Origin of the sequence: Paenibacillus sp. FJAT-26967, assembly GCF_001541095.1 — a bacterium.
GTDB lineage: Bacteria > Bacillota > Bacilli > Paenibacillales > NBRC-103111 > Paenibacillus_F.
Window position 1 is genome coordinate 964,135 of the sequence record NZ_LMXH01000001.1, and the last position, 22,418, is coordinate 986,552.

Here is a 22,418-nt window from a genome sequence, read left to right on the forward strand (position 1 = left end):
GGAGGAGAAGCGATTGAATCGAACAAATGCAAGCAGATGGATGAAGAAATGGGTGACAGCAGTAGTCTCTGTGACGGTTGTAGGAACACTTGCCGTACCGGCGCTACCGCAACCCGCAGCAGCCGACAGGGGAGTCGTCGACCTATGGAAATCGATCAAACCGCTTACCACTGTCGCCAGTGCCATGAATACGGGGGCGCACCCCGATGACGAGCACAGTGCTGCACTTGCGTATGTCTCTCTCGGACAGGGTGTCGACACGTATAGTGTCATTGCCAACCGCGGAGAAGGCGGGCAGAACGAGATCGGCAGCGAACTCGGCAATGCTCTGGGCATCATCCGTACCCGGGAACTGCAGGAAGCCTCCAAGATTACGAATGTTACCTTAGCGAACCTCAGCACCAAGCTTGACGATGCGATTTATGATTTCGGATTCTCCAAAAGTCCTGAAGAAACACTTAAGAAATGGGGCGAGACGGTCGCGTACCAGCGGTTGGTCCGTGAAATCCGTGAGAAAAGACCGGATGTGCTCATCCCGGCATTCCTGAACGAAGAGTCTACCCACGGCCATCACCGGGCTATTAACGTACTGACCGTCCGTGCGTTTAAAGATGCAGGAAATCCAGCTATTTTTCCGGAACAGCTCAAAGAAGGGCTGGCAGTGTGGCAGCCGAAGAAGCTTTATTTGCCTGCTAACGATAAAGATTACAGCGTAGCTCTGCCGACAGGCGACTACAGCGAAATCTATGGCGCTTCTTATGTGCAGCTCGGTGAAGAGTCCCGCTTTATGCATAAGAGCCAGGGAATGGGACGCCATGTAGATGAAGGCCCCAAAGACACTTATTATAAGCTGGCTGGCTTAAACGGTACGGAAAGCAATAAGGAAGCCCAATCGGACTCCTTATTCAAAGGCATCTCCTTTACCTTTGCGGATTTGGCTCAGGAGCTGGAAACCAAAGGAAAAGACAATAAAATCGTAAAGGATCTCAAAACACTCCAGAAGGATGCGGATGAAGTCATTGCGGCCTATCCGAACTTCGTCAAAGTGGCCCGTGAGGTTCATGAGATGAAAGCAGATGTACAATCGGCTATCGGTAATGTGCAGAAGTCTTCGCTCGAAGCTTCCGTCAAAACGGATCTGCTCCACAGATTGAGTGTCAAGACGGGGCAACTGGATAAAGCCAGTCAGGAAGCGTCTTCCGTTACCGTGAAGGTCAAACCCGAAACCGGAGAGCTGGTCGCCGGACAGAAGGTGAAAGTAGCCGTAACCGCGCACAGCGGGGGCCGTGTAGGTTTGTCAGATCTTGCGCTCAAACTTAATGTTCCGGACGGATGGACAGCTAAACCTACAGGAGAAGTCACCTTTAAAAAGCTGGGCTACAACGAAACCGCCAAGGCGGAATATGAAGTAACGGTTCCGGCTAAATCCGATGACTTCAATCCGTATGCCGCACCGCTCCTTAGCGCTGACGTTACATACACAGCCTATGGCACTCAGGCCGGCGTACATGCTACTGCGGATAATGCCGTCGCGGTTCTTCCGGCAACATCCTTGACTTTGAGCCCGGAAGCGGCTGTTTTTAACACCCTCAAGCCTGAAGAGGCCGTTTCGGTCAAAGTAACCGCACGCAGCTATGCTCCGGGAGCGTCGAAAACAACCGTTTCGCTCCAAGCCCCTGAGGGCTGGACGATCGAGCCTGCGTCCCAGGAGGTAAGCTTTGCGGCCAAGAATGAAACGAAGGCGATTGAATTCAGCGTTAAAGCCCCTAAATCCGTGAAACCCGGCAAATTTAACATTGCTGCCGTTGCCAAGGAGAACGGCAAAGATAGCAGCCGTACCGTCCAGGTAATCACGTATCCGCATCTGGGGACGACTTATTATGTGAAACCGGCGAATCTCGCCATCGAAGCTTTCGACCTCAAGGTGGCGAATGATCTTAAAGTCGGTTATGTATCAAGCGGCTTTGATAACATTGATGCCGTGCTGCGCCAGGTGGGTGTTAACGTAACGAATCTGGATGCCAAAGCCATTCAATTCGGGGATCTCTCGCAGTACGACACAATTGTACTGGGTATCCGGGCGTACGCTTTCCGGCCTGAATTGATTCCAAGCAATCAGCGCCTGCTCGATTATGCGAAGAATGGCGGTAATCTGGTTGTGCAGTACCATAAGCCGGAGGATAAATGGTCGCCGACTCTGGCTCCGTATCCGATCAAGATCGGCACCCCGCTTATTCAATGGAGGGTGACCGACGAGAATTCCAAGGTGACAATGCTCGCGCCGGAACATCCTATTTTCAACACGCCTAACAAAATTACGGATGCCGACTGGCAGAACTGGATTCAAGACCGTTCGGCTTACAATCCGGCTGAATGGGGCAAGGAGTATACCGAACTCATTTCTAACGGAGATCCGGGTGAGAAAGAATTCACAGGCACGTTCCTGTCCGCTAATTACGGCAAAGGGACGTACACGTACAGCTCACTCGTCTGGTATCGTGAAATGCCGAGTCTGGTTCCGGGCTCCATCCGGATGTTCGTCAACATGATCAGCTTGAAGCAGTAAGACTGTCCCGCAGATTCAGCGGGTCCGGAGTATCTGTTTGGGAGTATCTATTAATAGAAGGAAAAAATCAGAACGGGAGGATCTTCCGATCCTCCTTTCTATTCTAAAAAGAGGTGAGGGGCATGCTGGCCGGCGAAGTACATGGACGCGATGCGAAGAAGCAGTTCGGGGAAGCGGCATTTGCCGTCGTCCCGCTCGGAAGCCTGGAATACCACGGGCCGCACTCTCCGCTTGGCACAGATCTTTATCTGGCACAGGGCTTTGCCGAAAGGATTGATCCGAGTCTAAAACCGCTTATATATCCGGCAGTGCCTTACAGCGCATGTCCGGGCAAAACCAGCTCCTATCCGGGAACCATCACCATCGATCCTCCTGTTTTTCACCGGTATCTGGAGGCTGTGCTGGACGGTATATGCCGCTCCGGAATTCAAAGGGTTGTACTCCTTAACGCCCATGACGGCAATATGGGAGCCGCCCGTACTACTGCGGAACAAGTAACGGCCCGCTGGAAAGATGCAAGCTTTCTCCTGATCAACTGGTGGCAGATGGCTGCCGTGGATGCTCCGGAAAAGCTCGGATTTTTTCAAGGGACTACAGGAAGAGGTCATGGAGGTCCTTATGAAATGTCCGCTCTCAAAGCTTTGCGCCCCGATCTGGTAGAAGTCCGCAGGGAAGATCGTGATCTTACCCCGCCGGAAGCTTTGTCCGAAGTGCCCTATGTTCTGGTAGAAGGAACTCCACGGGGGTGGGACGGCTATACGGGGAATATTCACCAGATCTCGCTGGAGACTGGGGAATGGATTGCCGGAGAAGTGACGGCGAATATGAACAAGCTCATTGCAAGCTGGCTGACTAGTCATGACATAACGGACTAAAGAAATTCTTAGATAAATCATATGGGAGGATGGACAACATGAGAAGCCGTGACCAGATTTTACATGAGGAAGGCGGTCTATTTCCGGGCCTTACCTATACAGAAGCGGTACTGAAACCAGCTTTTAATGAAGCGAAAACTAGTTTGCTCCCGCCGATGATGGCGATCAACAAAGCACATCTCATCATGCTCAAGGATCAGGGACTTGTTACCAGTGAAGAAGCCGGGCAAATAGCCGGTGCGATCCGCGGACTGGATTTGGAGAAACTCCGCCAGTGTGAATATACCGGGCAGTTTGAAGATTTATTTTTCCAGGTGGAAAGTGAATTACTGGAAGCGGCGGGGGACATTGCTGGGAATTTACATCTGGCCCGCAGCCGTAACGATATGGGGATAGCCATCTACCGGATCGTGCTCCGGGAGAAGCTTCAGACGACGATCCGGGGAGGTCTGGCGCTCAAAAGCCAACTGCTTACATTTGCCGAGGAGCATGCAGACACACTGATGATCGGCTATACGCACACCCAGCAGGCTCAGCCGACCACACTGGCCCACTACATCATGGCCGTAGCCGATTCGCTGGACCGGGATATCCGCCGCCTGCAGGCGGCTTACGCGAACTGCAACCGCAGCAGCATGGGGGCGGCGGCGCTGACGACATCGGGATTCAAGATATCCCGCGAGAGAATGCAGGAGCTGCTCGGCTTTGACGAGCTGGTGCACAATTCCTATGACGCTATCGGAGGTGCCGATTACGTCGGTGAAATCGCAGCAGCCGTGCAGCTTGCGGGGATTAACCTCGGCCGCGCTTCACAGGACTTCCTCCTGTGGTGCACACAGGAGTTCGGCGTACTGCGGGTGGCCGATCCCTACGTGCAAATCTCCTCGATCATGCCGCAAAAGCGCAATCCGGTATCTTTCGAGCATATGCGCTCGCTTCTGTCCAGCTGTGTAGGAAATACTCAGACGGTGCTCACGATGATGCACAATACTCCGTTCGGGGATATCGTGGATACCGAAGACGACATGCAGCCTTATGCATGGAAGGCGCTGGCCGTACTGGATCAGATGTACCGTCTCTTATCCTGTGTCATCGGTACGCTCGATGTTGATAAAGAAGTGCTGCGCAAGAGGACAGAAGCCAGCTTCGCTACCGTTACGGAGCTGGCCGATACTCTCGTCCGTACCGATCAGCTTTCTTTCCGCAAATCGCATCACATCGTCAGCGGTGTTGTGAAGCATGCGCTGGCCGAAGGACTTGCTGCCAACGAAATCTCTCTGGAGCTGGTGAACGAGGTAGCTCTGGAAGTCATCGGGCGCAAGCTGCTGATCACTCCGGAAGAATTCCGCAGTTCACTGGATCCCGTTCACTTCGTGAATATCCGCACTCTGCCGGGCGGTCCGGCTCCGGAAGAGATCCGCCGCACGATAGCGGACCGCAGAGTGCGCCAGCATCAGCAGGAGGCATGGCTATCGGCCGCGCAGAAGCAGACGACGGGCGCACTTGCCAATCTGGACGCTGAGCTCCAAGGCTGGAGCGCGGGCCAATGACGGGGCCTGCGATTCCGCTGCTTGCCGTAGACGGCGGCGGGACGAAGTGTCTGGCGGTTTTTACGGATGAGGAAGGAACTGTTATCGGAACCGGAAGATCAGGGTCGGTGAATTATCAGACGACCTCAGCGGAATCGGCTGCCAGCGAACTTGTGCAGGCTATTCATGCCGCGAGGAAGCAGCTGCAATCCTCCAGGCAAGGCGCCCCGCAAGACGAGATCGGGCAAGCAGGCACCCGGCAGATTGAAGGGGAGGGCGGGGACGTCACGGGCACTCTGGCCGGCCTGTCCAATCCGGATAATCCGGCTGAGGAATTGCAGACGCTCGAGGTCGCCTGCGCCGTATTCGGAATGGCAGGGCTGGATACGGAGCATGACCGCGAGATGATTGAAGCCTTCGTAAAGGAAGCTCTGGTGAAGGCAGGCATCAGGGCCCGGCGGATCGTCATCGAGAACGACGGACTGGCTGCGCTGCTTGGAGCTACTGACGGCAAGCCCGGCATCCTGCTGATCGCCGGCACAGGCTCGATCGTGTACGGAATCAACGATTACGGCAGGAGCGCCCGGGCAGGCGGATGGGGGTACCGCGTCGGAGACGAGGGCAGCGGCTACTGGATCGGCAAGCAGGCGCTTATTGCCGTGCTGCAGTCGCTAGACGGCCGCCGGGGGCCTACTGCGCTCACGGACGCGGTGATGCCCTTCCTGGGCCTTCGGAGTGAAGAAGAGCTGTACAACTGGGTGTATTCCACCGAATACCGGGTGGATACGGTCGCCAGGCTGGCCAGGCTTGTGAGCGAGGCCGAGCAGGGGGGAGATCCGGCGGCCCGGTCGATTCTGGAAGCCGGCGCGGACGAATTGTTCCACGCCGCCAGAGCGGTCATCGAACGGCTGGATATGAGAGCAATGCCTTTTACACTTATACTTCAGGGAGGCGTTCTTCAGAATAACATGTTTATGCGCAGCAGATTGACGAATCAATTGCAGGATTTTGCCCCTTCATGTAATCTGGAAGAAGTCAAAAGAGAACCGATTTACGGCGTGATCACGCAGGGCCTCAGTCTGCTGCCGTAGCTCGGGAGATAGAAGGGTGGTTCCGTCATGAGGAAAACGTTGCTCTTTATTTTTGCACATCCGGATGATGAATCCTTTGCCTGCGGGGGCACTATGGCCAAATACGCAGATCAGGGGCATGCCGTCCATCTCGTATGCGCTACATCCGGCTGCAAAGGAAAGACCGGAGGGTACTCGTTTACCTGCCGGGAGGAGGTTGCCCGTTTCCGGGAAAGTGAACTTCAGCTGGCCGCCGGCGTGCTAGGTCTTCAGGAGGTTTGCTTCTGCCGTTACCCGGACGGAGGTCTGGCTGAGGTCGATGAAGAGGAGCTGGCTTCGCATATAGCGGATCTCATCTTGAAGCTTCAGCCGCAGCTCATCGTAACGTTTCCCCCAGACGGAGTAACCGGACACCCGGATCACATCGCTGTCTCGAAGGCTGTGCTGCGTGCGGCAGTTCGGACCGAGAGCAGCCTGGAGACCGCACCGGATCTGTACTATGTCTCCATTCCGAATTACTATGACCACTGCGGAGACTATGGCCCGTCAGAACGTTGTCCTATTACGGCGCGCGTAGACATTTCGGAATTCCGCAGCCGTAAGGGTGAGGCGCTTCAAGCGCATAAAAGCCAGGTTTTTTCGGTCAACCGGGCCTACCCGGGTGTGATGAACGGAGATTACTCCGTGATTGGCAGCTGCGAATATTTTACCCTTGTGCGCCGGCACGGGCAGACTGTCGAACATAATGGCTGCACCGGCACCGGTGAAATTCCGGAAATCGATCTGGTCTGATTCTTCAACGGATCGGATGATCCCTAACCCCAGTTCTCCCAGTAATTTAAGGAGAATTGGGGTTGTTTGCTGTATGGTTTGCGCATTGCTGTGGGCATAGCTTTGATTTCCTGGGCTTAATCCGGTACACTTAGGGATAAACTTTATGGAACTCACGGACGAGGTTCAAACAAAATCAGCCGGTTCCGGACCGGCTCTGAGGTGGATTACTTGACTCATTCTTATAATAATGTCGTACTGTTCCCCAAAACTTCGGCTGCTTACGAGAAGCAGATGACGCTTATGCTGGAACAGGAAAATTACGAAGAGGCTGCCCGCCTGCTCCGCTATCTTTTGCAATTTTCCCGTGACGATGCGGACAAACAGGCCCAGTGGAGGGCACTTCTTCAATGGCTGGAAACCATGTTTCCCGAAACGATTTTCGAGGATGGATTAAAGGTAGACGACGAAGACACGGAATTAACCGAAGAAGATCTGATGAGGCAATCCGTATCCGATAAATCAGCGGAAGGCCGTCAATATGTCGGCCGGCTTCTTGATATGCTTGAAGACAGGCAAGATATGGAACGTCAGATGATCGCACTGGAACAGCTCGCTTATGCGGATGATCCGCGGATCGACGAGTTTCTCAAAGAGTGGCTGCACACGGCGGAGAATCACCCGTTCATTCAGTTCCGCGCCCTTCAAGTGCTCAAGCAGCGCGAAGTTAAGGGACCTGCTGTCCTTGCTCGCAAGGGCGACAAAATGGTGATCCGGATCGAAGACACTCCGCTTAAGCTGGAAGAATTCCCGGAGAAGATCCGGGAAATGCTGTACCGGGTGCAGCAGCTCAGCGAAAACGACCAGCCGGATTTCGGCTTTTTTGCGGAGCAGACCTGGATGGAATTCCTGAAGACGGTCTATGGAACCGAGCTTTACGCTGCCATGAGCGCCTCGACCGAAGAAGAGATAGACGCATGGGCCTGCGCGCTGCATGGGGTTCTGCTTCAGACGCTCTACGGGGAAGCAGGCCGTGAGCAGCTTCTTGAACAATATGGAATCACGGCCGGAGCGGTCGGCAAATGGACAGAAGCTTACGGCTGTCTGCACTCTTTTATGCGGACATTTTTTACAGGCAGTTAAAAATCGGCGATTCATTCGATTCTCTTGAAAAGACAAGGTTTTGTGTTATACTAGAATGGTTATAATGGCCGGTAAAAGGGTTTTTCTGCATTTTGCAAGGTCAGAACGTGAAAAAATACTTGTCAGGGTACATTTTTGGAGGGGAAAGCATAAAATGAAAGCAAGCTGGGAAAAAATAGAGAAGAACACTGCCGTTCTTGATATCGAAGTGGAAGCGGAGCAAGTTGCAGAAGCACTCGATAGAGCATTTAAGAAAATCGTATCGAAAGTAAACGTTCCGGGATTCCGTAAAGGTAAAGTGCCCCGTTCTATTTTCGAGAAGCGTTTTGGCGTTGAAAGCTTGTACCAGGACGCACTGGACATCATTCTGCCAGAAGCTTACATGCAAGCTGTTCAAGAAACGGGCATCGAGCCTGTAGACCGTCCGGAAGTGGACGTAGAACAGTTCGGTAAAGGCCAAGCTTTGAAATTCAAAGCGAAAGTAGCCCTGAAGCCTGAAGTGGAGCTTGGCGAATACAAAGGCCTGGCTGTTCCTGCTGTTGACAGCACTGTATCTTCGCAGGAAATCGACGAAGAACTGGAACGCCTGCAGCAAAGACATGCTGAACTCGTTGTTGTTGAAGAAGGCGCAGCTGAGAACGGCGACATCACGATTATTGACTTTGAAGGTTTCGTGAACGGTGAAGCATTCGAAGGCGGCAAAGCGGAGAAGTACTCTCTTGAACTGGGATCCAACAGCTTCATTCCTGGTTTCGAAGAGCAGGTTGTCGGGATGGTCAAAGACGAAGAGAAAGACATCGAAGTCAACTTCCCGGAAGAATACCACTCCGAAGAGCTTAAAGGTCAAGCGGCTTCTTTCAAAGTTAAGCTGCACGACATCAAACGCAAGAACCTGCCTGCACTTGACGATGAGTTTGCTAAAGACGTTAGCGAATTCGATACGCTGGAAGAGTACAAGCAGGATATCGCGAAAAGCCTGGAAGAGAAGAAGAAGCAGGATGCAGAAGTGGGACGCGAAACGGCTGTTGTCGAGAAAGCCGCTGCTAATGCTAACGTTGAAATTCCGGCTTCCATGATCGAAACTGAACTCGATCAGATGGTAGGCGAGTTCGAAAGACGCCTTCGCATGCAAGGCATGACACTTGACCTGTACTTCCAATTCTCCGGTCAGAACGTGGACGTGCTGAAATCTCAAATGAGAGAAGATGCAGAGAAACGTGTTCGCAACAACCTGGTTCTTGAAGCCATTGCTGCAGCAGAGAAAATCGAAGCATCCGATGCAGATGTGGATGCTGAACTTGCACGTCTTGCTGAGCAGTACCAGAAGACTGTTGAAGAGCTGAAATCAATCTTTGAAGCTAACGGCAGCCTGGAAGGCATCAAGCAAGATCTGGCTGTTCGCAAAACGGTTGACTTCTTGCTAGCTAACAGCACAGAAGAGAAAGAAAAAGCGGCAAAGAAAGAACCAAAAGCAAAAAAAGCAGCAAAAGAGGAAGCTAAGGAAGAAGCGGCTGAGTAATCTCTCTCCTTTTTAAACACCTTATGAACTCGACAAAAGCTGTATAATAGGACACATACAGGGCACGTACTCCAAAGCGTGCCTTTGTTTTACCCGGAAACAGGCAAAGAAACAAATTTGCACAGCGCCTGTCCCAAATATGACTTTACCTTTCAAACATGATAAAATGGAAGGTAAGTACCCCGCAAAGGAGTTGGTCCAATGAGTCTTATCCCTATGGTTGTGGAGCAAGAAGCCCGTGGTGAGCGTTCTTACGACATTTATTCTCGCCTGCTCAAAGACCGAATTATCTTTATCGGCAGCGCGATTGATGATGACGTGGCTAACCTGGTCATTGCCCAACTGCTGTTTTTACAGGCGCAGGACGCTGAGAAAGATATTCACGTATACATTAATTCTCCGGGTGGGTCTGTAACGGCCGGTCTCGGAATTTACGATACGATGCAGCACATCAAACCGGACGTGTCGACGATCTGCGTCGGCATGGCAGCAAGCATGGGTTCCCTGCTGCTGACTGCTGGTGCGAAGGGCAAACGTTTTTCGCTTCCTAACAGCGAAGTAATGATTCACCAGCCGCTTGGCGGTGTAAGAGGTCAAGCCGCGGATATTAAAATCCATGCGGATTGGATCATCAAGACGAAGCAGAAGCTCAACGATATTTACGTGAAACATACCGGTCAGCCGTACGATAAAATCGATCGTGATACGGATCGTGATAATTTCATGAGCGCAGAAGACGCGAAAGCTTACGGTCTGATCGACGAGGTCATCACTCGAAGCGACCTGAAATCATAAAGGAGTGATCCAATGTTTAAATTCAACGATGAAAAAGGTCAGTTGAAATGTTCTTTCTGCGGAAAGTCCCAAGATCAGGTTCGCAAGCTCGTTGCTGGCCCGGGTGTCTACATTTGCGATGAGTGTATCGAATTGTGCACGGAAATCGTTGAAGAAGAGCTCGGCCATGAAGAAGAGCTGGATCTTAAGGACATTCCGAAACCGAAAGAAATCTGCACCATTTTGGATCAATATGTAATCGGCCAGGATCAGGCGAAAAAATCGCTCTCCGTCGCTGTTTACAATCACTATAAGCGCATCAATTCTCAAAGCAAGATTGAAGATGTTGAGCTTCAAAAGAGTAACATTATCCTCGTGGGCCCTACCGGTAGCGGTAAGACGCTTCTGGCTCAGACCCTTGCGAAGATTCTGAATGTTCCTTTTGCGATTGCGGATGCGACTTCCTTGACCGAAGCCGGTTATGTGGGCGAGGACGTGGAGAACATCTTGCTCAAGCTTATTCAAGCGGCAGATTATGACGTGGAGAAAGCGGAACGCGGTATTATTTATATCGATGAAATCGATAAAGTGGCGCGTAAATCCGAGAACCCGTCCATTACTCGTGACGTTTCGGGCGAAGGCGTGCAGCAGGCACTCCTCAAAATTCTTGAAGGTACGGTAGCATCCGTTCCTCCGCAAGGCGGACGCAAGCACCCGCATCAAGAATTTATCCAGATCGACACGACGAACATTCTGTTTGTGTGCGGTGGTGCCTTTGACGGATTAGAGCAAATCATCAAACGCAGAATCGGTAAGAAAGTCATCGGTTTCAGCTCAGACGGTCTCAAAACCGACCTGAAGCCGGGCGAATACTTATCCATGGTTCTGCCGGAAGACTTGCTGAAATTCGGTCTTATTCCGGAATTCGTAGGCCGTCTGCCAGTTGTCTCCACTTTGGAGCCTTTGGATGAAGCCGCGCTTGTCCGTATTCTGACCGAGCCTAAGAATGCGCTTGTGAAGCAGTATCAGAAGCTGCTTGAGATGGACAATGTCAAGCTTGAGTTTGATGCTGAATCACTGGACGCTATCGCTAAGGAAGCCATCAAACGTAACACGGGCGCCCGTGGACTGCGTGCCATCATTGAGAGCATTATGCTTGATGTCATGTTCGATGTTCCGACCCGTACCGATGTAACGAACTGCATGGTTACGAAGGATTCTGTTCAGAACAAGCTGTCACCTGTATTGTCCTCGAATGAAGGTCAATCGGATAACAAAAAAGAAGAAAGCGCCTGATTCGAAGTCAGTTTCCGTAATCGGCTGCTCATACTATAAAGGTACCGACAGCCTCCAAGCTGCCCGGCTCTGGCTGCCCGCTTCATATTAGAGGCCGGGACAGCGGGCTGTGCGGTCTGGAGGATGTTTGGTTCATGGGAGAGAAGACACGCATGTTTCACAGAAAGGATACGAGACCGGTACGCGTCGGGGATTTGACAATCGGCGGCAGTGATGAGGTTATCATTCAGAGTATGTGTACGACGAAAACGGCGGACGTGAAAGCAACCGTGGCGGAAATCCACCGTCTGGAAGAGGCCGGATGCCAGCTCGTTCGCGTGACCGTCAACAATAAAGAAGCCGCGGAGGCTATCAAGGAAATTAAGAAGCAAATTCATATTCCATTGGTTTCGGATATTCACTTCGATCATCGGCTTGCTCTATCTGCCATTGAGAACGGGATTGATAAAGTAAGAATTAACCCGGGCAATATTGGCCGAAGAGAGAAAGTCGAAGCTGTTGTGAAAGCCTGCAAAGAACGCGGGATTCCGATCCGTATCGGAGTGAATGCAGGTTCCCTTGAGAATCATCTGCTGGAGAAGTACGGTTACCCGACTCCTGAAGCGATGGTGGAGAGCGCATTGTTCCACATTGGTATCCTGGAAGAGCTCGATTTCCATGACATCATTGTATCGCTGAAAGCATCGGACGTGCCGATGGCTATAGCGGCTTACTCACAAGCGGCTCAAGCTTTCAACTATCCGCTGCATTTGGGGATTACGGAAGCGGGCACGCTTTTCTCGGGTACCGTCAAAAGTGCGGCAGGGCTTGGAGCGCTGCTGAGTATGGGCATCGGTTCGACGATGCGTATTTCACTGAGCGCCGATCCCGTAGAAGAAATAAAGGTAGCGCGTGAACTTCTTAAGTCCTTCGGACTTATTACGAACGCAGCAACCTTGGTATCTTGTCCGACTTGCGGACGTCTGGATATCGACTTGTTCTCAATCGCCAATGAGGTGGAAGCTTACATTGCGAATATCAAAGTGCCGATCAAGGTCTCGGTGCTTGGCTGTGCCGTTAACGGACCGGGCGAAGCGCGTGAAGCCGATATCGGAATCGCGGGAGCCAGAGGAGAAGGGCTGCTTTTCCGTTACGGAGAAATGGTCCGCAAAATTCCTGAAGCGGAGCTGCTCAGCGAGCTGAAGAAAGAAATCGATCATATTGTGGTGGAATACGAACGGACCGGCGAAATTCCGGGACGTAAAGAGCATCAGGCACGCCACGGTATGCCGATCACCTAACCCACCCAAGACACAAAAAGTCACGATTCAGTGTTCTGAATCGTGACTTTTTTGCGTGCTTGGAATCCCGCTCTGGGTCAGGTAGGAGGTAACTCCATCACGGATCCCGTGAGCAATTTGGAGTTGGCCCTTAGGGTCAGTCATCCGGATTCGGTCTTCCGCATTGGTAATGAAGCCAACCTCTATGATGACGGAAGGGCATTTCGTTCTTTTTAGTAAATAATAGGTTTTGCCCACCATTGGCATAAACGATGTTCTGGTAGTGCTATTAAGGCGTTCCTGCAGCTGCGTTGCCAGTAATAAACTGCCGGGGTTATTCTGGTGGAGAACAATAGGCCCCTTCTTAGACCGGTTTAACGCGGAGTTAACGTGCAGGGAGATAAGGATTTTGGGCTTAATGTCATTGGCCATCTGCATCCGCTGAGCAAGATCGCGTATATGCCGGCTGCGGGTATTCAGCCATTTGTTATCATCGCTAAGAGCATAGTCTTTATCCCGGTTCAGAACGACGCGGTACCCTTTTTGAGTGAGGGCGGTATACGTCAATCTGGCAATTGCAAGGTTAATATCCTTTTCAAGCAAAGCGCCGTGGACAGCACCGCCGTCAATTCCGCCGTGCCCGACATCAATCAGCACATCAATATCGGAGATAGTGTGTTGAGGAGCTTTTTTAGATAAGACCGGTGTTCTCTCCGGTTCAGGCTTAGAGAAGGATGCAGAGCTGGCCGAAGCTTTACCGGTTCCGAGGTTCTTCTCGGCAGAGGCTGCCAGTTGGGAAGCCAAAGTTGCATCTGCCTGCTCCCGGCGGCCCCCGGCCTTTTCTCCGCATGCTCCGGTAATAATAAGTGCTGCGGGCAGCAGAACAACGCAGAGGGTTTGCAGAACGGACTTGTTGAACATTATTGCCCATCCTTTCTGATTGGATCGATTAATATTAGCATTCGCTAAATCTCGATGCTCATTCATATTTGCCGGAAAACATTCCGAAACGATGATTATTCCGCTCAAGGAGGGGAATACTGCCATATAGGAGATCGGACCGGAAAGGAATGGAGACGATGGATATGAGCCTGAGTATGATATTAATGTTGATTCAAGTGTTTTTTGCTGTTGTCATTGGGATGTACTTCTGGAATTTGCTGCGTAATCAGCAGACGAACCGGTCTGCGGTAGATAGAGAGTCCAAGAAAGAGCTGGAGAAGCTTAGAAAACTGCGTTCGGTGTCCTTGACCAAGCCCTTGGCTGAGAAAACGAGACCCTCAAGCATGCAGGATATTGTCGGTCAAAAAGAAGGTCTCAAAGCGCTTAAAGCCGCATTGTGCGGTCCCAATCCCCAGCATGTTCTCATCTACGGCCCTCCAGGTGTTGGGAAAACGGCGGCTGCGCGTGTCGTGCTGGAGGAAGCCAAGAAGAATCCGCAATCTCCTTTTCGCAATGAAGCCAAATTTACGGAAATAGACGCAACGACTGCGCGTTTTGACGAACGCGGCATTGCCGATCCTTTGATCGGATCTGTTCACGACCCGATTTATCAGGGAGCAGGTGCAATGGGCGTTGCGGGCATTCCACAGCCCAAGCCGGGCGCGGTAACCAAAGCACACGGAGGGATTTTATTCATTGATGAAATCGGGGAACTGCACCCGATTCAGATGAATAAACTATTGAAAGTGCTGGAAGACCGCAAAGTGTTCCTGGAAAGTGCCTACTATAACTCGGAAGACAATAACATTCCGAACTTCATTCATGATATATTCCAGAATGGACTGCCGGCGGATTTTCGTCTGGTTGGTGCTACGACCCGCACACCTAACGAAATACCTCCCGCTATCCGTTCCCGCTGCATGGAAATCTTCTTCCGTCCCCTGTTACCAGATGAAATCGGAGAGATTGCAGCCAATGCTTTGACCAAGATCGGCTTCCCGGTTAATGAATCCGCGATCGAAGTTGTGAAGCGCTATGCGACAAACGGCCGGGAAGCGGTGAATGTCATCCAGCTTGCAGCTGGAATCGCCATGACCGATAAGCGCGAGGATGTCACGGCAGCCGATATCGAATGGGTTGTGAACAGTTCTCAGATTCCTCCGCGTCCGGAGCGTAAAGTACCTTCGGAGCCGCAGGTCGGTTTTGTAAACGGGCTTGCCGTATATGGTCCCAACCTGGGAACTCTGCTGGAACTTGAGGTCATCGCAATTCCAACCATCAAGCCGGGGACCGGAACTTTTAATATCACCGGTGTGGTTGATGAAGAAGAGATGGGCGGGGGAGCACGGACGATCCGCCGCAAGAGCATGGCCCGCGGTTCCGTTGAGAATGTACTGACTGTGCTCAAGCGTCTGGGTCTGAAGACGACGGATTATGACCTGCATATCAATTTTCCCGGGGGGACGCCTATTGACGGTCCTTCGGCAGGCATAGCGATGGCAACGGCAATCGCTTCAGCTATTCACGGAATTCCCGTGGACAACAAACTGGCTATGACGGGGGAGATGAGCATACACGGGAAGGTAAAGCCTGTCGGAGGGGTCGTTCCCAAGGTAGAGGCGGCATTCCAGGCGGGGGCTACCCGGGTGCTTGTTCCGAAGGAGAACTGGCAAGAGATGTTTGCGGATCTGCCGGAGCTGGAAGTGATTGCAGTCGAATCCATTGAAGAAGTGATGTCTATTGCACTCGGCATCCAGACAGTCGGTAATGTCATCCCGCTATCCGCCTTCAGCGAGCAGATGCTGCCGGGGTCCATGCCCATTCTTCATGCGGGTCCGACTGACGGTGCAGAACCTTCAAAGTCGTAATACCGTCTCCGGGCAGAAGCGGCTTTCGGCAGGGGGAACCTTTCCGAAGGCTGTTTTTTGCCCAATTGGTGTTTTGTGTACAATTTTGTTAAAATGTTATCTACAGATAAGGACCCTCATTAAAAATGGGGTTGTCTTATAATCGAGAAGGAAATTCCCGCCAGTAAAAAGTGGAGGTGTCGGAACATGGGGCCTAATAAAACGCGGACACGCCGCCTGCCGTTGTTGCCTCTTAGAGGCCTGCTCGTCTATCCGAGCATGGTATTGCATTTGGATGTAGGCCGGGAAAAGTCGGTCAAAGCCTTGGAAAAAGCAATGATCGATGACAGCATGATATTGCTCTGTTCCCAAGCCGAAGTGAATATAGAAGAGCCTGCCAAGGAAGATATTTACCGGGTGGGTACGATTTCGAAGGTCCGTCAAATGCTGAAGCTTCCGAACGGAACTATTCGTGTGCTTGTAGAAGGAGTCGTCCGGGCGGAGATTGCTGAATATATCGCCAACGATGAGTTCTATGAAGTGAATGCGAGAGAGCTGCCGGAGGAAGAAGTAAACGATGCGGAGATCGATGCGCTGATGCGCACTGTGCTGAATCAATTCGAACATTATATTACGCTGTCCAAAAAAGTTACGCCAGAGACCCTGGCTGCTGTTTCCGATATTAATGAGCCGGGCCGCCTTGCTGATGTGATCTGCAGTCATCTTTCTCTTAAAATCAAAGACAAGCAGGAAATTCTTGAAACGGTGGAAGTTAGAAGCCGCCTGGAAAAACTGTTGAATATCTTGAATAACGAACGGGAAGTTCTGGAACTCGAACGCAAAATTTCCCAGCGGGTCAAGAAGCAGATGGAGAAGACGCAGAAGGAATATTATCTGCGCGAGCAGATGAAGGCGATTCAGAAGGAACTCGGGGATAAGGAGGGCCGTGCGGGCGAGATCGAGGAACTGCGCAGTCAATTGGCCGAATCCGAGGTGCCTGAGAATGTTCAGGAGAAGATTGAGAAGGAAATCGACCGTCTGGAGAAAATGCCGTCTACTTCTGCGGAAGGAAGCGTAATCCGTAATTATATTGACTGGCTGCTGGCACTTCCGTGGACGAAGAAGACGGATGACGATCTGGACATTCACAAAGCGGAGGAAATCCTGAACGCGGATCACTACGGCCTTGAGAAGCCGAAGGAGCGCGTGCTCGAATATCTGGCCGTGCAGAAGCTCGTCAAGAAGCTCAAGGGGCCTATTCTTTGTCTCGCAGGGCCGCCGGGTGTAGGGAAAACGTCAATCGCACGGTCGATTGCCAAATCGATGAACCGCGAGTTTGTGCGCATTTCCCTGGGCGGTGTACGGGATGAAGCCGAAATACGCGGTCACCGCCGCACGTACGTAGGCGCTATGCCGGGCCGTATCATCCAGGCGATGAAGCAGGCGGGAAGCGTCAATCCCGTGTTCCTGCTGGATGAGATCGACAAGATGGCGATGGACTTCCGCGGCGATCCGGCTTCGGCCCTTCTGGAGGTGCTGGATCCGGAACAGAATAACACGTTCAGCGATCACTTTATCGAGGTGCCGTTTGACCTCTCTAATGTAATGTTCATTACGACGGCCAATGCCATTCACAACATCCCGCGCCCGCTGCTTGACCGTATGGAAGTTCTCTATCTTCCAGGGTATACGGAGATCGAGAAGCTGGAGATCGCGGATACTTATCTGCTGCCCAAGCAGAAGCGCGATCACGGGCTCGAGGACGGACAGATGGTTATGGAACGCGATGCGCTCCTGCAGGTAATCCGTGAGTATACGCGTGAAGCGGGCGTCCGTAATCTGGAGCAGCAGCTCGCTGCCATTTGCCGTAAAGCCGCTAAGAAAATCGTTTCTAATCCGGAGCAAAAAGTGGAGGTTACCGTCGCTTCCGTCAAAGAAGACCTCGGTCCGCCGAAATTCCGCTATAATATGGCGGAGGAGAAGGATCAGATCGGGGCCGTGACGGGGCTGGCCTGGACCGAAGTCGGCGGCGATACACTCGTCATTGAGGTCACCGTCATGCCGGGAAGCGGCAAGCTGACGCTGACGGGCAAGCTCGGCGATGTGATGAAAGAATCCGCGCAGGCGGCTTTCAGCTATACGCGCTCCAGAGCGAGCCAGCTCGAGATCGCACCGGATTTCCATGAGAAGAATGACATTCATATTCATATCCCGGAAGGTGCGATCCCCAAAGACGGCCCATCGGCAGGGATTACGATGGCCACCGCTTTGATCTCCGCGCTGACGAATATCCCGGTCTCCAGCCAGGTGGCGATGACCGGCGAGATCACGCTGCGCGGGCGTGTGCTTCCTATCGGCGGACTGAAGGAAAAGGCGCTTGCGGCTCACCGAGCGGGCATCCGCAAGATACTTCTGCCGATGGACAACGAGAAAGACATCCGGGATATCCCGGAAAGTGTGCGCAATGACCTGACGTTTATCCCCGTCAGTCATATGGACCAGGTGCTTGAACATGCGCTTGTCAAGCCGGTAGACTTGCAGGCGGGTTCAATCAAGGATTAAGCTTAACGCGCCCGGCCTTAAACTACGAAAAGAGTGTGAAATATGAAGGTCAACCAGGCTGAATTTATTATCAGTGCGGTGGGACCCGGACAATACCCGCAGGATGCCTTGCCAGAAATCGCTCTGGCGGGGCGTTCCAACGTCGGGAAGTCTTCCCTGATTAACCGCATGATCTCCCGCAAAAATCTTGCCCGTACCAGTTCACAGCCCGGCAAGACGCAGCAGCTGAACTATTACCGTATTAATAACGACTTATATTTCGTCGATCTTCCCGGCTATGGTTATGCCAAGGTTTCCAAAACCAAGCGTGCCGAGTGGGGCAAATTTATCGAGAGTTATCTGCTGAAGCGTGAGACACTTAAAGTGGTCATGCAGTTGGTCGATCTCCGTCATCCGCCTTCAAAAGATGACCAGGCTATGTATACTTGGCTGAAGCATATGAATGTGCCTGTGATAGTGGTCGCTACTAAAGCGGACAAGATCCCAAAGGGCAAATGGCAAAAACACGCCAAAATCATTAAAGACGAGCTGGGGTTTGACCGCTCGGAGCCGTTTGTTATTTTTTCTTCGGAAATGGGTCTGGGCAAGGACGAGCTGTGGGAATTGCTCGAAGCCGCGATCGGCTGGCAGCAGCCGGGGCAAGATCTGGAGAGTCCGGATGAATCCGAAGCGAGTGAAAAAGTGAGTGAATCACGGGCCGCAGATTGAAGAAGCTTCGAGATTGAAAGTTTACCCGTCTCTACCGGTAGAGACGGTTTTTTTATATTTTTACGGGAACATAACGCTTCGGCTGAGCTAAGTCCTTAATGGAAAATAGGAAGAGACAAATAGGCAACCATCTCTTGACGAAAAGAGCGGGGAAGGGTATCCTTTAATTAGAAAGTTATCTAAATATCTAATTAACCAACAATCATGACTTTACAGGAGGTGATGACGGTGAATGATACGTTCAAAGCCTTATCCGATCCGACACGCCGGCAGATTTTGAAGCTGCTGAAAGCGGGAGATTTATCAGCCGGAGAGATTGCCGATCATTTTCAAATGTCCAAACCCAGCATATCTCATCATCTGAATGTGATGAAGCAGGCTAAGCTTGTGCTGGATGAGCGCAAAGGACAAAGTATCATCTACTCGCTTAATACGACCGTCATACAGGATACGCTCGGGTGGCTGATGGAATTTACCCGAAAAGACGAAGGGGGAAAAGAAAATGACAAATCCGGCTAGTAAATTAACAACCTGGTCCTGGAAGGACGCTCTTCTGCTTATTATTGCGGCGGCTCCAACTCTGTTTGCCTTATGGGTGTACGAGAGGCTTCCGGATCAAATGGCCATTCACTTCGGTACAGGCGGCGATCCGAACGGCTATCAATCGAAGCTGGCCTTTATTTTATTGATTTCACTGCTGAATCTGGCTCTTCCGCTCTTGATGAAATGGATGCCTTCCCTCGATCCCGGACGCAAAAATTACGAGAAGTTCCAAGGTTTCTATGATCTGTTCCGGTTGATGATGACTCTTCTTCTAAGCGGAGCATTCTTCCTCACTCTTTTGTATAACCTGGGGTATGATGTGTCGATCGAGATGTGGGTACCGCTCTTCGTAGGAATTCTTTGGATGATTGTAGGGAACTATATAGGTAGAGCACGTCCCAACTATACGTTTGGAATACGTACACCCTGGACTTTAGCGAATGAAGAGGTATGGCGCCGTACGCATAGAATGGCAGGACCGATATGGATGATTGCAGGTATAATCTTTATAGGTGTCTCGCTGATCCCGGCTATCATTCCGCCATGGTTTGCATTCACGGCCGTTGTGTTGAGCATTCTTATCCCTACTGTTTATTCTTACCTGTCCTACCGCAAATTATCCCAATCTGATAGGTAACCGCCGGTCAATAAGAAAAAGCGTGGATAGCACGCTTTTTTCTGTTTTATCTAAAAGGCGAAGGGGTAAGGAAAAAGAGACAGCTAAAGTTTAACATTTTTGCGTGGAAAGTGATGAGTTTGTAAGCCAAACGAAGGCTTTTACGGGATGATCCTTGTTTTTTACAGCCAGGCGATCGTTTTTTCTCGTTTTCGCCTGATTTTCATCCTAAGCACGCAGGAATATTAAGCTTGGATGTAGTATACTATGTAGTAGATAAGATTAAAGGTGTTGTAAAAAATAGAATTGAGGGATTTCCATGGCACAGAGGTTAGCGACTGAATATGTCAAAACCCGCCTGCATTTAACGGAAGCCGAAATGTCCAAATTTGTCCAAATGCTTGCCGATCATCAAGTTACATCCCAGGTCAAAGTTATTGAAAACGGAAACCAGGAATTTGTTTTTCAGGAAGAAGCGGGGGAAGAAATTGTCCTTTCGTTTGAACGGGTCGGTAGACAGTATATAAGCTCTGGTACCTGCCGTGTGACGAGTCTGCGTTTGACGAATGTACTGCGCAAAGCGATTGCCGAATTCAAAGGATCAGCGGTTGTGAAGCGGATCTATGCTACGTTTGTCATGATTTATACGTATGAACTCGGCAGAGTGGTGAAGATTGTTGAGGTTAAGGGCTCACATACCAATGTGGTCTACGAATACCAAGATACACTTGGCCAGCTTGAGAAATTGTTCCGCAGAACAGAGATAGAACGTGAAATCAGCATGATACACGATCAAATCAACCATCTGCTGGATATGAGGAATGAAGTTAGCTGCCTGACGATGAAGCTGGATATTGACAGCCGCCTGACTCAGTTAACCCGCCGATTATTCATTCTGGAAGCTTGATTGACTAACCCAATAAGCGCAGCCATATACCATAGAAGAGCCCGGGTAACCGGCTCTTTTTATTTTGCATACAATCGGTCTTGAGTCGTAAAATTATTTGGTACGTCGATTCCATCTGGAACATATTGTATACGGATGGCTAAGATCAGGAGCTTGCCAAAACTATTTTAGCTTATTCGAAAAAAACTATTGCTTTTCTGGTCAATAGATGTTATTTTTAATCTCGTTGAAAACAATATAGGAACCAGGATTCACTCAGGACATTGAATGTTGCGAGAGATTATTCCCTCGGGAAGTGAATGACGTAGGTCCTAGCGGATGAAATGCAAGAACAATTTTATTCCTAGGAAGGGGGAACCGAGAGATGGAATATTCAACTTTCGGAAGACACGTTGCTGTAGATACTTGGGGAGTAGATTTTGAACTATTGAACAATGCAGAGTGGTTGCAAGCCCAAATGGTAGATGCAGCGGAAGCATGCGGAGCAACAGTAATGTCTGTTCAGTCCAAACAATTTGAACCACAAGGTGCCACAGTATTGGTATTACTGTCTGAGAGTCATCTTTCCATTCATACGTATCCTGAGAGAGGTTTTGCTGCGCTGGATTGCTACACTTGCGGTGAAACTGTTGATCCTCAATTAGCTATCGACCACATGATCTCACTGCTTAAGCCGGAGAAGGTCTTTGCTAAGAAACTGGTTCGCGGAATGGGCGAGTTTGAAGTTGAAACACCGGAAATCAAGCAAGCTGTACTGGTTAAATAAGTCGGGTAAATAAAGAAAATGTTTATATAAAAGCTAGATAACCACGGAGTATTCTATTCCGTGGTTATTTGTTTGTCAGGGCTCTCATACAATGGTACGGGTCTTAACTACCGGACCTGGAAGGGGAGAGCCGATTGTGCGAAGCCAATTGAAAAAGAAATTGATCCTGGGCTTACTGCTTGCCGGACTAATAGCATGGCCGCTGACAAGTCTATACGGATACGCAACCAGGCACGAGGATAACCCGGGCGCCGAGCGTCTGCTGTATCAGGTATCTTTGTTTCAGATCGAACTGCTGAACCGTTTCCTGCAGGATTCCGCACAGCCTATGGATACACGGCAGCTTGATTCACTCAAACAAACGTTGTACTCGGCAAGTTATACGCATGAGAGGTTAGTTCTTGCGCTGGGTAAAGATAATGTGGACCCTCTGCACAGCCTTCCTCTGTTTATGCAGTATATTCTTCGCCTGCAGATCGGCGGGGAGCGTGCGCTTAAAGCCGAGGAAAAGAATGTGCTGCAGGAAGCAGCGAAGCTGTTCGCCGGGCTGCACGAAGCCTATGGTAAACTGATGGCCTCAAGCGGCAGTATCGTTTCTTCCCAGAGTAAAACAGTGTCGGAAATTGATGAAAAGCTAAAATCGCTTCTGGAGAAAAAGCTTCTCCAATAAACGGTATATCTAGGCGAATCATAGACCACACTAGGCATAGCGACCTTCTTGAGAG

The 22,418-nt window shown here is 50.9% G+C and carries 19 protein-coding genes; 18 read left to right on the forward strand and 1 reads right to left on the reverse strand.

The annotated features are described in order from the left end of the window. The first annotated feature begins 40 nt into the window (after positions 1–40). The 10 genes from AR333_RS04240 to ispG all read left to right on the forward strand — a co-directional run bounded on the left by AR333_RS04240 (position 41) and on the right by ispG (position 12,823). Positions 41–2,566: a PIG-L family deacetylase gene (locus tag AR333_RS04240; RefSeq protein WP_172798822.1), complete on the forward strand. Its 2,526-nt coding sequence runs from the start codon at positions 41–43 to the stop codon at positions 2,564–2,566. 122 nt (positions 2,567–2,688) lie between these two features. Further along, a complete protein-coding gene (locus AR333_RS04245) occupies positions 2,689–3,441 on the forward strand; it encodes a creatininase family protein (RefSeq protein WP_068774062.1) in 753 nt (250 codons plus the stop codon). Positions 3,442–3,479: 38 nt separating this feature from the next. Next, a complete protein-coding gene (gene argH / locus AR333_RS04250; protein WP_068774063.1) occupies positions 3,480–4,991 on the forward strand; it encodes an argininosuccinate lyase in 1,512 nt (503 codons plus the stop codon). Beyond that, the gene (locus AR333_RS04255; protein WP_068774064.1) at positions 4,988–6,061 is read left to right on the forward strand and encodes an N-acetylglucosamine kinase; all 1,074 of its coding nucleotides are present in this window, start codon (positions 4,988–4,990) and stop codon (positions 6,059–6,061) included. Before argH ends, AR333_RS04255 begins: the two co-directional genes overlap by 4 nt. 27 nt (positions 6,062–6,088) lie before the next feature. Continuing rightward, positions 6,089–6,832, forward strand: coding sequence for a PIG-L deacetylase family protein (locus tag AR333_RS04260; protein ID WP_068774065.1), 744 nt, complete (start codon positions 6,089–6,091; stop codon positions 6,830–6,832). Between the two features lie 210 nt (positions 6,833–7,042). Continuing rightward, positions 7,043–7,954: a hypothetical protein gene (locus AR333_RS04265; RefSeq protein ID WP_068774066.1), complete on the forward strand. Its 912-nt coding sequence runs from the start codon at positions 7,043–7,045 to the stop codon at positions 7,952–7,954. A gap of 154 nt (positions 7,955–8,108) precedes the next feature. After that, positions 8,109–9,473 (forward strand): trigger factor, encoded by a 1,365-nt coding sequence (gene tig / locus AR333_RS04270; protein WP_068774067.1) that lies wholly within the window; start codon positions 8,109–8,111, stop codon positions 9,471–9,473. Between the two features lie 201 nt (positions 9,474–9,674). Continuing rightward, a complete protein-coding gene (gene clpP, locus AR333_RS04275; RefSeq protein ID WP_068774068.1) occupies positions 9,675–10,268 on the forward strand; it encodes an ATP-dependent Clp endopeptidase proteolytic subunit ClpP in 594 nt (197 codons plus the stop codon). Positions 10,269–10,280: 12 nt separating this feature from the next. Next, entirely contained in the window at positions 10,281–11,543 is a 1,263-nt protein-coding gene (gene clpX, locus AR333_RS04280) for an ATP-dependent protease ATP-binding subunit ClpX (protein ID WP_068774069.1), read from the forward strand. A gap of 152 nt (positions 11,544–11,695) precedes the next feature. Beyond that, complete coding sequence (gene ispG, locus AR333_RS04285; RefSeq protein WP_068775115.1) at positions 11,696–12,823, forward strand: flavodoxin-dependent (E)-4-hydroxy-3-methylbut-2-enyl-diphosphate synthase; 1,128 nt, start codon at positions 11,696–11,698, stop codon at positions 12,821–12,823. Between the two features lie 27 nt (positions 12,824–12,850). Here ispG and AR333_RS04290 read toward each other — a convergent pair whose 3' ends face one another. Further along, positions 12,851–13,723 (reverse strand): N-acetylmuramoyl-L-alanine amidase, encoded by an 873-nt coding sequence (locus AR333_RS04290; RefSeq protein WP_068774070.1) that lies wholly within the window; start codon positions 13,721–13,723, stop codon positions 12,851–12,853. 164 nt (positions 13,724–13,887) lie between these two features. On the opposite strand from AR333_RS04290, the gene lonB reads away from it, so the two are divergent. From lonB to AR333_RS04330, 8 genes are all read left to right on the forward strand, one after another. Continuing rightward, complete coding sequence (gene lonB, locus AR333_RS04295) at positions 13,888–15,612, forward strand: ATP-dependent protease LonB (protein WP_156430865.1); 1,725 nt, start codon at positions 13,888–13,890, stop codon at positions 15,610–15,612. 186 nt (positions 15,613–15,798) lie between these two features. Then, complete coding sequence (gene lon / locus AR333_RS04300; RefSeq protein WP_068774071.1) at positions 15,799–18,153, forward strand: endopeptidase La; 2,355 nt, start codon at positions 15,799–15,801, stop codon at positions 18,151–18,153. Positions 18,154–18,195: 42 nt separating this feature from the next. Continuing rightward, positions 18,196–18,861: a ribosome biogenesis GTP-binding protein YihA/YsxC gene (gene yihA, locus AR333_RS04305; protein ID WP_068774072.1), complete on the forward strand. Its 666-nt coding sequence runs from the start codon at positions 18,196–18,198 to the stop codon at positions 18,859–18,861. 228 nt (positions 18,862–19,089) lie between these two features. After that, positions 19,090–19,380, forward strand: coding sequence for an autorepressor SdpR family transcription factor (locus AR333_RS04310; protein ID WP_172798799.1), 291 nt, complete (start codon positions 19,090–19,092; stop codon positions 19,378–19,380). Then, positions 19,364–20,041, forward strand: coding sequence for an SdpI family protein (locus AR333_RS04315; RefSeq protein WP_068774074.1), 678 nt, complete (start codon positions 19,364–19,366; stop codon positions 20,039–20,041). Before AR333_RS04310 ends, AR333_RS04315 begins: the two co-directional genes overlap by 17 nt. A gap of 298 nt (positions 20,042–20,339) precedes the next feature. Continuing rightward, positions 20,340–20,927: a non-ribosomal peptide synthetase module gene (locus tag AR333_RS04320; RefSeq protein ID WP_068774075.1), complete on the forward strand. Its 588-nt coding sequence runs from the start codon at positions 20,340–20,342 to the stop codon at positions 20,925–20,927. Between the two features lie 364 nt (positions 20,928–21,291). Beyond that, positions 21,292–21,693, forward strand: a complete 402-nt coding sequence (gene speD / locus AR333_RS04325) for an adenosylmethionine decarboxylase (protein WP_068774076.1) — start codon at positions 21,292–21,294, stop codon at positions 21,691–21,693. Positions 21,694–21,829: 136 nt separating this feature from the next. Beyond that, on the forward strand, positions 21,830–22,363 hold the full coding sequence (locus tag AR333_RS04330) for a hypothetical protein (protein ID WP_068774077.1): 534 nt from the start codon (positions 21,830–21,832) through the stop codon (positions 22,361–22,363). The last annotated feature ends 55 nt before the right edge of the window (positions 22,364–22,418 follow it).